Origin of the sequence: Vibrio hepatarius (genome assembly GCF_043642085.1) — a bacterium.
GTDB lineage: Bacteria > Pseudomonadota > Gammaproteobacteria > Enterobacterales > Vibrionaceae > Vibrio > Vibrio hepatarius_C.
This window is the reverse complement of the sequence record NZ_JBHZSA010000001.1, coordinates 190,669-204,829: the sequence shown is the minus strand read 5'-3', so window position 1 is coordinate 204,829 and position 14,161 is coordinate 190,669. Positions and strand designations below refer to the sequence as shown.

The window sequence follows — 14,161 nt, the reverse complement described above, 5'->3', positions numbered from 1 at the left end:
TTACCGAATTATTCAATGAATTATCGCAATCGTTTACTCATTCGCTGAACAATTGAGGTTTAGAAGCATCAGTTCACGTAAAGCAACCGAGAATTTAGCAAATTCATGGACAGAACCTACTTTAAATTCATTGAGAATATTCTCCCAGCGATGCAGTGATACTTCGTTAGTCTCAATCCAGTCATCAAGCGCTTTCATGACATCAAGCTCTTCCGGTGAACAGCCGCAACTAAGTACCTGACCTGTTAATTGGCGTTGCTGCCAATCAAGGTCTTCACGGAATGCCGCTCTTGCCAGTGCTTGCCAGTTGTTATCGACTGCCTGGCCATTGATTTGTTTCAAGAACCAGTGAAGTGATAATCGATCGCCTAGGTTGTAGTAAAGTTTGGCTGTTTGTTCAACCGTTTTACCTTTTTCACGGGACACTGTGGAAATATCCAGTACTGAGTACAAGCTAGACAAACGAGCAACATAATTGGCAACTTCACCATTAATGCCCTGCTCAATCCACGCCTGAGCCATCTCTTTATGTTCTTCAACTTCAGATGGAACCAGCATGTCATCAAGGTGCGTTTTGATAGTATCAACATCACCTTGGTACAGCTCAATCAGTTCATTGACTGACTGGCGACCAGTGCGATTACGCAGTAACCAGCGCGATAAACGACGTAGCGTGCGACGAACATAGAAAATCATATCGTACTGAGCATCCGTCGAGGCTTCATTATCTTGCGCTCGAATCTCATCGAGTACTTTACCTAAACCAAAGATTTCACGCGTCGCCGCATATGCATTGGCAATATCGACTACGTTCGCACCCGTTTCTTCTTGTAGACGAGTCACGAAGTTACAGCCCATTTCATTGACCATTTGGTTGGCCAACGCTGTCGCAATAATTTCAGCGCGTAGCGGATGGTTGTCCATTTGGTCCGAATAGTTACGGCGTAACTCGGTTGGGAAGTAATTCACGAGCTGCTGTGCATGAAATGCATCTTTAGCAATATCTTCGTGCACCAACTCTTCTTTAAGAACCATTTTACCGTAAGCAACAAGAACGGATAGCTCAGGGCGAGATAACGCCATACCCTGCTTTTCGCGCTCTAGAAGCGTTTCATCATCTGGGATGTACTCTAGCGCACGATCCAAGTGGCCTGCTTTTTCCATGGTATGGATAAAGCGAATCTGCTCTTTTACTAACGAGATACCCTGACGCTCAGTTACTGAGATCGATTCAGATTGGCAATACGCATCGTCTAGAACGATATCGCCAACTTCATCTTCCATCGACTCAAGGATCTTATTACGTTGTTTAACCGTAAGATCGCCGTTGGTCACTAGACCGTTAAGGAAGATCTTAATGTTTACTTCGTTATCAGAACAATCTACACCACCAACGTTATCAACGAAGTCAGTATTAACACGACCACCAGTAAGTGCATACTCGATACGACCAAGTTGAGTCATACCCAAGTTACCACCTTCACCAACAACTTTGGCTTTTAGGTCACGGCCATCGATACGAAGAACATCGTTGGCGCGGTCACCAACATCAGTATGAGTCTCTGTAGACGCTTTAACATAAGTACCGATACCGCCATTCCATAGAAGATCGACTTGCATGGATAAGATCATTTTAATCAGATCATTCGGTGCCATCGACGCCTTTTTGGTACCCAGCATCTTTTGAATTTCTGGTGTAAGCGCAATAGATTTTGCTCGGCGAGAGAAGATGCCACCACCTTGCGAGATTAAGTCAGTATTGTAATCTTCCCAGCTTGAACGCGGTAAGTTGAACAGGCGATTACGCTCTTCCCAGCTACTTGCCGATTCAGGATTCGGGTCAATAAAGATGTGCATATGGTTGAAAGCAGCTTGCAGGCGAATATGCTTAGACAGCAGCATACCGTTACCAAACACGTCCCCTGCCATATCACCAACACCAATCGCGGTGAAATCAGTTGTCTGACAGTTAATTCCCATTTCACGGAAGTGACGTTTAACAGATTCCCAACCACCTTTAGCGGTGATACCCATCGCTTTGTGGTCGTAACCATTCGAACCACCTGAAGCAAATGCGTCACCTAACCAGAAGTTGTATTCTGCAGACACTGAGTTAGCGAGGTCAGAGAATGTCGCCGTACCTTTATCCGCGGCAACAACCAAATATGGATCATCTTCATCATGACGAACCACACTCTTAGGGTGCGCAACTTCGCCATCAATGATGTTGTCTGATACGTCTAGAAGTGCACGAATGAAACGTTTGTAGCAACGTTGACCTTCAGCGAAGATTTCATCACGGCCACTTAGGGTTGGTTGACGTTTACAAACAAAGCCACCTTTCGCACCAACCGGTACAATTACCGTGTTCTTAACTTGCTGAGCTTTCACTAGGCCAAGGATCTCAGTACGGAAATCTTCTTGACGATCTGACCAACGCAGACCACCACGCGCTACTTTACCGCCGCGTAGGTGGACACCCTCAATATCCGGTGCGTAAACAAAAATTTCGAATGCCGGCACTGGCTGAGGAATTTCAGGAATATCACTTGGCTTCATTTTCAGCGATAGCCAAGGTTTCGCCTGCTTGTTGTCATCTAGCTGATAGTAGTTAGTACGAAGCGTCGCGGTAATCATCTCCATGTAACGGCGGATGATACGATCGTCATCAAGACTTTCTACATGATCGAGTTGCTCGGTAATTCTAGCAATCAGATCATTTTGACCTTTCTGACTACCTTTAAATTTCGGCTCAAAACGTTTGGTAAATAGCTCTACCAAACCTTTCGCAAGATCTGGATAATGACTTAGCGTCTCTTCAATGTAGTGTTGGCTGAATGGGAAACCAACCTGGCGCATGTAACGGGCGTATGCACGCAGTATTGAAATCTCACGTCCTGTTAGTGAAGCGCCAAGAACTAAGCGGTTAAAACCATCACTTTCAAGCTCACCCGCCCAGATAGCAGCAAATGCTTGTTGGAAACGATCTCTCGCTTCACGAAGATCCACAGTCTTATCGCTCTTATGCAGCATTGAGAAATCAAGGATCCAGTACACTTGACCATTTGATTTACGCACTTCATAAGGTGACTCACCAATAACACGAAGACCAAGGTTTTCTAGCATTGGCATTACGTCAGACAAGTGAATTGGTTCATCACGGTGGTAAAGCTTAAGTTTTACTGCTTTGGAATCAGAACTCAGTTCTTGCGGACGGTAGAACAACATTCCAAGCTTGTTGTCATCACTCAAGCTTTCTAAACGTTCAATGTCTGCCACGGCAGAACCTGGCATAACATCTTCTTTGTATGAACGTGGGAATGCGCGCAGGTAGTCCTTTGATAAAGGTAGACCTTTACTCTCACCGAAGTTTGCCACGATCGCTTCTGATAAACGATCATCCCATGTAGAAGATGCTTCCATTAAGTTTTGCTCAATCGTTTTAACGTCGACATCCATGTTGTTGTTATCAACACGAACGATGTAATGAGTGCGCGCGAGTGGGCTTTCCGAGAAGTAAGTTGTAAATTCAACTTCCTGCTCGCAGCCAAAGTATTGTTTAAGAATTCGTTGTGTTTGACGACGCAACTCTGTGTTATAACGATCTTTAGTGACATACACCATGCAACTGAAGAAACGACCAAATGGGTCTTTACGCACAAACAGACGAAGCATGTCACGATCTTGCATCTGAACAACGCCCATACCGACTTCTAATAACTCTTCTTCTTTTGCTTGAAGTAGTTCGTCGCGTGGGTAGTTTTCTAGAATATTGTGGAGTGCTTTATAAGAGTATGAGCCTTCTCGGTAACCACTTGCATCAAGAATACGTTCAACTTTCTCTCTGATAAGCGGGATGCCCGCTACGCTTTGGTTGTATACCGCTGACGTATATAGACCTGTGAATCGGTGCTCACCAATTACCTTACCATTCTTATCGAATTTCTTAATTCCGATATAGTCAGTGTATGCTGGGCGGTGAATACGAGATGCGCGGTTACCTTTGGTGACGATCAGAAGAAATGGTTTTTTCGCTTCTAATCGCGCTGAATCTGGAAAATCTGAAAGTTTCACGGTACGGACACGTTCACTATTCGCGAACAGACCTAAACCTTTATCTTCAGTTGGGCGTAACTCCGTATCACCATCAACAGAAACAAGATCGTATTCCTTGTAACCCATGAATGTGAAGTTGTGATTGCCTAACCAGCGAAGGAATTGCAGCGACTCATCATAACGATCGCGTTGGATCTCTACCTTTCCTTGCTGAGACTCGACCTGAGCAGTTACCTGTTCTAGTTTTTCAACCATCAGTAACCAGTCTTGAACAACTAATCCCGTGTCGTTCAAAATGCTGAGAAGTTCTGCTTTTAAAGAAGCCATTTCTTCTTTTTGACTTAGACGGTCAACCTCAATATGGAATAGAGATTGAAGAACGCCCTCGCCTTCATTAATACCGGTAATTTCACCTTTATCGGTACGAGCTACCTGTGTAGGTCCATGTAGCATTAAGTGTGATGAAAGATCCAAACGGCTAAGTGCCATCTTAACCGAGTCAACCAAAAACGGACCATCAGGCACCACGATTTCTACGATCGTGTGTGTCGACTGCCATCCTTGACGACTTACGGTTGGATTAAAAACTCGAACAGAAATATCGTCGGCTTTTTTCTCGTTAATATGATGCCAAAGTGAGACAACAGCACCATATAAGTCAGATTCATTGCGTTCGACTAAATCGTCTTGAGAGATGTTGCTAAACAGGTGTTGAGCAAGTTGGGTGACTAAAGGTTGATGAGCAAGCTCGAGTTTGTCTTGAATAAGTTTATATACTTTTTCAAGCAGAACCGGCATCAATGTTTCACGCGCGGTCATAATCACACTCCACAATTAGAATTGTATGTATTTTTGAGGGTTTTTGTAAGCATAGTGCTTAACACGGGTAATGCCGCTTTATTGTAAAAGCTTTATTGATAAATGGTTAATTGTTTTGGAAGTGGTAGGAGGTGAAATGTTCGAGAATGTGACTAAGGTTCTATTTAAACTTCTATAAAATCAGTTGCTCACAGAAGTTCTAACTTCATAAACTTGTTATTTTGGTCAGTTGTTAATCTGAACCGCCCTTTTAGCCCTATTTGACTAAGAAAAGGCCTGAAACGAGATGCAGGCAATTGTAAGCGCAAGCCCTTGTCAGTAACGACTAAAACGTTACTAGCAGCACCATTATAGTGAGCTAAGAAAGTTTGATATGAGATGTTTAGGGTGAAGTAATAGTGGTTCATAAATTGGCTAAAAAAGTTACGTTTTTATCACCGCCACAAAATAACTGTATAAATAAACAGTAGCACACAAAAGTGCTACTGTTTTATCCATGTGGTTAAGACTCAAGCGCCTTAGTCACTTTTTCAAACAGATCTTTGGCGAGATTATCCATAGATTTCAACGCTTCCAACTCTGCTTTAATCAAAGCTTGGCGTTGCTCATCATACTTACGGAATTTCAACAAAGGATCAATCAAACGAGACGCGACTTGAGGGTTACTGCTGTTTAGTTCACGCAAAATTTCTCCAGCGAACTTGTAGCCTTCACCACTCTTAGCATGGAAACGTACAGGGTTCATGTTTAAGAATGAACCCACTAAGCTGCGAGTACGGTTCGGGTTTTTCAAGCTAAAGGCTTCATGACCCATCGTCTGTTTAATCACATCAAGTACATTCTCTGCAGGATTAGTACCTTGCAATGCAAACCACTTATCCATCACCAAACCATCATGCTTCCACTTGTCGCTGTAATCTTGCATTAACGATTCGCGACACTCAAGCTGTGCACTGTTCGCCGCACTCATCGCTGCAATTGTGTCTGTCATGTTGTTCGCATCTGCGTATTGGCCTTTGGCTAGCTCATTGCCTTGCTCAGTGTAAGCCAAGAAGCTAAGCGCCGTATTACGTAGAGCTCGTTGACCAATCGCTGCGTGATCGATCGAATACGCTGCTTGTTTAGAGCTATGGTAAATCGCACTTAGCTCATCATTGAGTTGCGTAGCAAGAATTACTTTTACTGCCTTTAGCACCTTAGTAACAGCATCAACATCTACCTGCTTGTACCAACCAGACACTTCATTAAAGCTTGGCAGAGAAAGTACTTCCGCAATAAATGCTGGCTCTAGATCTTTTGAAAGTAGAACACCACGGAATGCATCAACAACCGCATCGGATAGTTCAGCCTCTTGTCCTGCTTGTACCTTAGCAACATTCGCGCGAATGTACTTAGCAAGAAGCATTTGACCCGCATCCCAACGAGCAAATTCATTGCGAGCATGAACCATTAAGAAAATTAGCTCTTCGTCGCTGTAATCGTACTCAAGTTTCACCGGAGCAGAAAACTCGCGCAGCAATGACGGCACTGGTTTCTCTGCCACGTTTTCAAACACAAAAGTTTGCTTAGCTTGAGTTACGTCCAGTACATTGTGTACCGGCTCATTGTTACAGCGTAACTCAATTGCACTACCATTTTGAGTATAGAGCTCTATATCAAACGGGATATGTAACGCCTGCTTATCTGCCTGGTCTTGAGTTGGCTCTGTCGACTGCTCTACCGTTAATGAGTAAGTTTGCTCAGCAGCATTGTACTCACTTGATACTTTTACTGTCGGTGTACCCGATTGGCTATACCATAGACGGAATTGTTTAAGACTGATGCCCGATGCGTCTTCCATCGCTGCGACAAAATCTTCACAGGTTGCTGCTGTACCATCGTGGCGCTCGAAGTAAAGCTTCATACCCGCTTGGAAACCCTCTTCACCTAACAGAGTATGCATCATACGAATAACTTCACTGCCTTTCTCGTAAACGGTCAGCGTGTAGAAGTTGTTCATTTCGATCACTTTGTCAGGTCGAATTGGGTGAGACATTGGGCTAGCATCTTCCGCAAACTGTGGACCACGGATTATGCGTACATTGTTGATACGGTTAACTGATCGTGAGCCTAAATCTGACGAAAACTCTTGATCGCGGAATACCGTTAGACCTTCTTTCAAACTGAGTTGGAACCAGTCTCGGCACGTTACTCGGTTACCTGTCCAGTTGTGGAAATACTCGTGACCAATTACCGCTTCAATGCCTAGGTAATCGGTGTCTGTTGCCGTTTTCTCGTTGGCTAATACAAATTTGGAGTTAAAGATGTTCAGACCTTTATTCTCCATTGCGCCCATATTGAAGAAATCTACGGCTACAATCATGTAGATATCAAGATCGTACTCTAGGCCGAAACGTTCTTCATCCCACTTCATTGAGTTAATCAGTGACGTCATTGCATGTGGTGCGCGGTCCAAATTGCCTTTATCAACAAAGATTTCAAGTTCTACATTGCGGCCCGACTGAGTAACAAACTTATCGCGCAATACATCAAAATCACCTGCCACTAGCGCAAACAGGTATGCTGGCTTCGGATGTGGATCTTGCCATTGAACCCAGTGACGACCACCGTCTAAGTCACCTTGCTCAATGCGGTTACCGTTACTTAATAGGAATGGGTATTGACCTTTATCTGCGATAACTTTGGTCGTGTATTTCGCCAGTACGTCTGGGCGATCCATATAATATGTGATGCGACGGAAGCCTTCTGCTTCACATTGAGTACAGAAAGCGCCACCCGACTTATATAAACCTTCAAGTGCTGTGTTCGCTTCTGGGTCAATCAATGTCTCGATAGTCAGTTCGCATTCAGCAGGTAATTGATGAATTTCCAATGCACCTTCCAACTCATCGTACGCAGTCCAAGCTTCGCCATTAACATGAACACTCTTAAGCTTGAGATCTTCACCTTCTAGGCGCAGAGTCGTGCTCTCTTTAAGCTGTTTTACTTTTGACGTAGCGACAACGGTTGTGTCGTTATCATAGAGATCAAACGTAAGGTCGATATCAGTAATCGTATGAGACGGAGACTGGTAATCTTTGCGATATTTGGCTTGAGGAGTCTGAGCCATGTCTAAATCCTTCTGACTAATTTCATTGAAGTGCTCACCAAGGAGCCTTGATGATAATGAATTGTGTATGGTGAATAGCAGATAACAACTGCCTTCATTTGTTGCGTGTTAGCTTACAACTCTAAATAGAAAAAAACGAGGCTCTCTATAGAAATACCTCGTTTTTTATCTATTGTTGACGCAAGACTCAAACTATTTGTCTATATTGTCATCAAACCTCACACTATTGCGCCAAGCAATGCTTAGCGAATTCTATTCAATACCGCGTACATCGCCCCTTGTTCCATTTCTAACGTTAAGGTATCGCTATTTAATGTGTACTTAGTCTCATGCTCACCATTTTCATACAACAAAACGAGATGTTCTCCTTCGGTGTAATACACTCCACGGTGAATGGCTTCCGCTCCAGCGTCATTACTCACACGGAACATAAACACGAAATCTGGTTGAAGAATTAAATCTAGCTGGTGGACTTCATTTGCCGATTGGTCATCACCACCAATTTTGGCACTTGACCACATACCTGCTAACGCGTTCGAAAGTGCTTTAGTAAACACAACGCCGTTGAGGTTCAATAAATTATGGTTCGCAGAATACTCATAAATTTGTGGCTCAGAAGTGTTTAAGCCGAGAATAAGCGTGTCGTCGTTCGCAGTATAGAGCCCTTCCCAATGGTCTACAGAGTAATCCCTTTTCTGAATATCGATTTTAAAACTATAGTTAGAATCCAAAGTAAGCTTAATAGCTAAGAAGTTTTCTTGTGATTCCTCAGGGTTAGGATTTACAAGGTACCAATCACCTAATAAGAATGGTTGATCAAACTGCGTTAAATCGCTGTTGTCACGACTCTCATTGCCGAATACTGAAAAACATATAATCAGTGATATCAATCCAATCAATCTCATCGCTCACCCCTCACTCTTTTCTTTAAGCTTAGGCATAGGCTGAATAATTAGCGAAATATTAGATCTAAATCACATAAATTATCTAAATAAAAAAAGCGAGCTTAAGTAGCTCGCTTTCTATCTGACTAATTTAATTAGGATTTAATCATATCGACCGTAATGGCTACAGATTCATCCAAATAAGCATCTGGTGCCTCGTAATCCTTCGGCACATCATCCAAAGTGCTAAAGGTCTCTTCACCGAGCGCTTTTTGTCGCTGATTAATTCGATCGAGACGTTTCTTATCCGCTTTATCACTTTCAGCTTTACGAGTTTTCTCGTTTAATGACAAAGTATTATCGTCTTTTTCAGCTTTGTATTTTTCAATATCTTCTGCAATAAAACGGAACTCAAGATCTTTAGCGATGCGAACTTGGTGCTTGGCAGTCAGTTTACCAATCACAGCCTCGTTACGCTGTAACACTTGGTATTTCGCTTTGTCAATGCTATCCCAAGGTAGCGCATTATCCTCAACACTTTCGCCCGTTTCGCTTGGGTCAACAGCTGTAGGGAATGCGATATCTGGTGCAACACCTTTATTCTGCGTACTACCACCATCGATGCGGTAGAATTTCTGAATCGTGTATTGAACGTAACCTAGTTCTTTATCGAATAGATCATAGATGTGATTCAAAGAGCGATGCTGTTGAACAGTACCTTTACCGAACGAGTTTTCTCCCAGAACGATAGCTCTACCATAATCTTGCATGGCTGCGGCAAAGATTTCTGATGCTGATGCACTGTAGCGATTCACCAATACTGTCAGTGGCCCTTTATAGCTAATCTGGCCGTCAGTATCACTGTTAACATTGATACGACCATAACTATCACGCACCTGCACTACTGGCCCACTGGTAATAAATAAGCCAGACAATGCCGTTGCTTCAGTTAACGCACCACCACCGTTATTACGTAAATCAACGATAATGCCATCAACGCCTTTCTCTTTAAGCTCGTTGATCAGTTTATCTGTATCTTTCGCTAAGCCAACATAGAAGCTTGGTACTTCTAATACACCAATCTTTTTGCCATCTTTTTCAATGACTTCAGATTTTACCGCTCGATCTTCTAGACGAATTTTATCTCGAACGATGGTAATGACTTCAGCTTTAACATCTTTACCTTCCGGCAAGATTTGCAGATTAACTTTGGTTCCTTTCGGCCCCTTGATCAATTGAACAACGTCATCTAGACGCCAGCCAATAACATCAACGATCTCTTCACCATCTTGACCTACACCGATGATGCGGTCACCTTCCGCTAACTGCTTACTATTAGACGCAGGTCCACCAGCAACAAGAGAGCGAATAACCGTGTAGTCATCGGTCATTTGTAGAACCGCACCAATACCTTCTAGAGATAGATTCATCTCTGTTTGGAATTGGTCTGCACTACGAGGAGAAAGGTAACTAGTATGTGGATCAACTTCTCGAGCAAACGCATTCATGTATAGCTGGAAAGCATCTTCATTGTGCGTTTGGCTTAGGCGCTTAAGGGCATTGTTATAACGCTTGCCTAAGACCTCTTTGATCTCATCCCAATCTTTACCCGTCAGCTTTAAGTTAAGCGCATCGTATTTCACACGTTTGCGCCACAACTCATCCAGTTCAGCCGTAGTTTGAGGCCAAGCAGATTCGCTTCGATCAAGTTCAATAGTTTCATCACTATCAAACGCCATCTCTTTATCAAGCAGGTTTAATGCATACTGAAAACGCTCATAACGACGCTTAATAGAAAGATTGTAGACATCAAAAGCAATCTGGTTATCGCCGGACTTCAACTGATCATCAATACCCACAGACCAACTATTAAACGAGTCGATATCCGCTTGTGTAAAGATGTTGCGATTGAAATCAAGCATTTCGATATAGCGCTCGAAAATAGCCTGAGAAAACTGATCGTTTAACGAGAAATGTTTGTAGTGAGAACGAGTAAAGCGAGACGTGACGCGTTTACTTGCTGTCTCATGCTGAGCTTCAGGAGCAAGGACGGGTAAGTCCTCAAGAGTGATATTTGCTTCAAGAGCATGAGCTGAAGAAGCTGCTAGCCAGAGGCTAGCAGCAATCAGCGACAATTTTGAACGGCATTTCATGCGTAGGAGTATCTCCTTTATGCGCGTAAATGCTCCGCTTTTACAACCATTTGTAGGCCGTTAATCAGCTGAACACGCACATCTTCCTTATTGATTTCAACGATAGTCGCAGCCATATTTCCTTTGCCCATATTTACGTTTACTTGATTACCGACTTTTACTTCGTCAGCAGTCAGAGCGCGCGTCTCTACTGGCTTGCTGGCCTTTTGTACTTTGTTCTGTTGCGGACGACGAGCTTGAGGCTTCTTCGCCGCTGGTTTCGCTTTCGCTTTACCTTCTTCGCGAGCTTTCTGTGCTTGCTCTTTACGACGAGCTTGCACTTTAGCCTTGCTTTCAGCTAGTGCAGTCTTTGCGTGTTCAACGTGTTCTTCGTCAAGCTCACCTGCTGGGTTGCCGTCTAAATCTACACGTACTGCACCAGGCTTAACACCGTGAAGGTAACGCCATGATGAAGTGTACTGTCTTAACGCTGCACGAAGTTGAGTCTTACTTACTTTCGGGTCGTCAGTTAGACGATCCGCAAGATCTTGAAAAATACCAATTTTAAGTGGCTTAGCTTCACCTTCTAAAGTAAAGCACTTAGGGAAACATTCAGCAATATATGCGATAACTTCTTTGCTGTTTTTTAACTTTTCAGTGTTTTCCATGTGGATTCCTGGTTATTGCGGCATGTCCGCGAGCATTAAGAATAAATATTTGAGGTATTATAGTGACCTGCAAGCGAAAAACCACACTCAATAATCAATTTATGCCTTGATAGCGTGTGAATTAAGCAGCTTTTCTACTTCGCTCATCAAAAAAGTCAGTCCTTGCTCGTCAGTTTCGCTGAATCGTCCTACTTTTGGGCTATCAATATCCAAAACGCCAGCAACTTGACCATTGATTGAAAATGGAATCACTATCTCAGAGTTACTTTCCGCATCACAAGCGATGTGACCTTCAAACTCATGGACATCATAAACGCGCTGAACACGATTTTCAGCCACTGCGGTTCCACATACGCCGCGTCCTACAGGAATTCGCACACAAGCAGGTTTACCTTGGAACGGACCCAAAACCAGCTCATCACCCTTCATTAAGTAGAAACCAACCCAGTTTAACTCTTCAAGTTCCATATTCAGTAGAGAACTGATATTCGATAAGTTAGCAATTAGATCCGTTTCCGATTCAATAAGTGCGACCGCTTGCTTGGTTAAGCGGTGGAAATGTTCTATTTTCATAAGGTCTATACGTCCTACTATTCCATTTGAAAATTAGAGACTTCTAGCATGAATCTGCGTACAATCGCCGCAAACCATAAATAGTAAGCATTCTCATTATAATGATAGATAATCCCAACACTATTAGCCGTTCTTGGTTGATAACACAAGTAAAAAAGCACAAATCAAAGCTAATATTTGCCAATGTCATTGCTCTACTTGCCACTTTGATTAGCGTGCCGATCCCTCTTCTTATGCCACTAATGGTTGATGAGGTGCTTCTGGATCAGCCGGGAACTGGACTAGCCGTGATGGATAGGGTTCTACCCGCTTCTATGCAAACACCGACAGGTTACATTTTTCTTACTCTATTACTTGTCATTATTATGCGAAGCGCCAGCCAAGCGTTAAGTATTGTTCAAAGTCGCCAATTTACCCTAGTCTCAAAAACCATTACCTATCAGATGCGCAGCAAAATGATCGATAAACTGGGGCGCATTAGCATTCGTCAGTATGAGACTCGCGGAAGCGGCGGTATTAATGCCCACTTAATTACCGATATTGAGACCATTGACCAGTTCATTGGTTCAACGTTGAGCAAGTTCCTCATCAGCCTACTCACTGTTATCGGAACCGCGGGCGTTCTTTTATGGCTCGACTGGCGCCTCGGCCTGTTTATTTTATTGGTAAACCCAATCGTCATTTATTTCTCTCGTAAGTTAGGTAGCAAAGTTAAGCACCTTAAAAAAAGAGAAAATCAATCGTTCGAACATTTTCAAAACCGCCTGGTTGAGACCTTGGATGGTATCTATCAACTTCGTGCTGCCAACCGAGAGCGAGAGTTCCTTAATGAACTGAAAGGCCAAGCAGACCAAATACGTCATGATGCCGATAAATACGCTTGGCAGTCAGAGGCTGCTGGACGCGTCTCTTTCTTACTGTTTCTGTTAGGCTTTGAGCTATTCAGAGCGGTAGCCATGCTGATGGTACTGTTTAGCGACCTCACCATAGGCCAAATCTTCGCAGTGTTCGGCTATTTATGGTTTATGCTCTCGCCGGTTCAGGAACTATTAGGTATTCAATTTTCTTGGTACAGCGCCAAAGCCGCGCTAAAGCGTATCAATGCACTATTAGATCTTGAAGAAGAACACCGCCCAGTCAGTCAGGTGAACCCATTTACTGATGATCGTGAAGTCGACATCGAAATCCAAAACGTAAACTTCTCATATAATGAAGAAGCAAAAGTCTTATCGGACCTAAGCTTAACCATCCCCGCAGGCAAGAAAGTCGCCTTAGTCGGTGCCAGTGGCGGAGGCAAATCGACACTCATTCAACTGCTTATTGGCGTCTATCAGCAAGACTCTGGTTTCATTAAGTTTAATGGTCACACCACTGACGAAATTAGTTTTGACATAATTAGAGAACAAATAGCCGTTGTATTACAACAGCCTATACTTTTTAATGACACTTTAAGGCATAATCTGACGCTAGGTTCAGATTATGATGACTTGCAGCTCTGGCGCGCTCTTGAGATCGCACAAATGCAAGATGTTATTAATCAATTGAGCGATGGGCTAGAAACGCAAATCGGCCGAAGCGGCATCCGCTTATCTGGCGGGCAAAGACAACGTTTAGCTATCGCGCGAATGGTATTGAGTAACCCTAAATTTGTTATTCTTGATGAAGCAACGTCAGCGCTTGATACGGCTACTGAAGCCGCACTACACAAAGCGCTAACTGAATTTTTAAAAGGTCGTACAACCTTGATTGTCGCGCATCGATTATCTGCCGTTAAACAAGCAGACCTAATTTATGTTTTAGAAGATGGTCAAGTCGCGCAAGTGGGTACGCATGGAGAGTTGGTTGAACAACAAGGCTTATATCAAACCTTATATGGGAACGTGCAAACGCACGCTTAGCCCAAACAATCTACACCTATTA

Annotated in this window: 8 protein-coding genes; 1 reads left to right on the top strand and 7 read right to left on the bottom strand. The window is 43.3% G+C overall.

Features of this window, described 5'->3' with window-relative positions; all coding sequences use genetic code 11:
• Positions 1-33 precede the first annotated feature (33 nt).
• From ACHUFZ_RS00930 to ACHUFZ_RS00900, 7 genes are all read right to left on the bottom strand, one after another.
• Positions 34-4,875: an NAD-glutamate dehydrogenase gene (locus ACHUFZ_RS00930; RefSeq protein WP_394125476.1), complete on the bottom strand. Its 4,842-nt coding sequence runs from the start codon at positions 4,873-4,875 to the stop codon at positions 34-36.
• A gap of 188 nt (positions 4,876-5,063) precedes the next feature.
• Positions 5,064-5,282: a DUF2835 domain-containing protein gene (locus ACHUFZ_RS00925; RefSeq protein WP_134836696.1), complete on the bottom strand. Its 219-nt coding sequence runs from the start codon at positions 5,280-5,282 to the stop codon at positions 5,064-5,066.
• Positions 5,283-5,377: 95 nt separating this feature from the next.
• Entirely contained in the window at positions 5,378-7,984 is a 2,607-nt protein-coding gene (gene pepN, locus ACHUFZ_RS00920) for an aminopeptidase N (RefSeq protein ID WP_394125475.1), read from the bottom strand.
• Positions 7,985-8,226: 242 nt separating this feature from the next.
• Entirely contained in the window at positions 8,227-8,889 is a 663-nt protein-coding gene (locus ACHUFZ_RS00915; RefSeq protein ID WP_394125474.1) for a hypothetical protein, read from the bottom strand.
• A gap of 134 nt (positions 8,890-9,023) precedes the next feature.
• Positions 9,024-11,021: a carboxy terminal-processing peptidase gene (gene prc, locus ACHUFZ_RS00910; RefSeq protein ID WP_394125473.1), complete on the bottom strand. Its 1,998-nt coding sequence runs from the start codon at positions 11,019-11,021 to the stop codon at positions 9,024-9,026.
• A gap of 17 nt (positions 11,022-11,038) precedes the next feature.
• Entirely contained in the window at positions 11,039-11,668 is a 630-nt protein-coding gene (gene proQ, locus ACHUFZ_RS00905) for an RNA chaperone ProQ (RefSeq protein ID WP_394125472.1), read from the bottom strand.
• Positions 11,669-11,767: 99 nt separating this feature from the next.
• Positions 11,768-12,241, bottom strand: a complete 474-nt coding sequence (locus tag ACHUFZ_RS00900; protein ID WP_134836692.1) for a GAF domain-containing protein — start codon at positions 12,239-12,241, stop codon at positions 11,768-11,770.
• A 101-nt stretch (positions 12,242-12,342) separates the two neighbouring features.
• On the opposite strand from ACHUFZ_RS00900, the gene ACHUFZ_RS00895 reads away from it, so the two are divergent.
• Positions 12,343-14,139 carry an ABC transporter ATP-binding protein gene (locus tag ACHUFZ_RS00895; protein WP_394125471.1) on the top strand — a complete coding sequence of 599 codons (1,797 nt, stop codon included), beginning with the start codon at positions 12,343-12,345 and terminating at the stop codon, positions 14,137-14,139.
• The last annotated feature ends 22 nt before the right edge of the window (positions 14,140-14,161 follow it).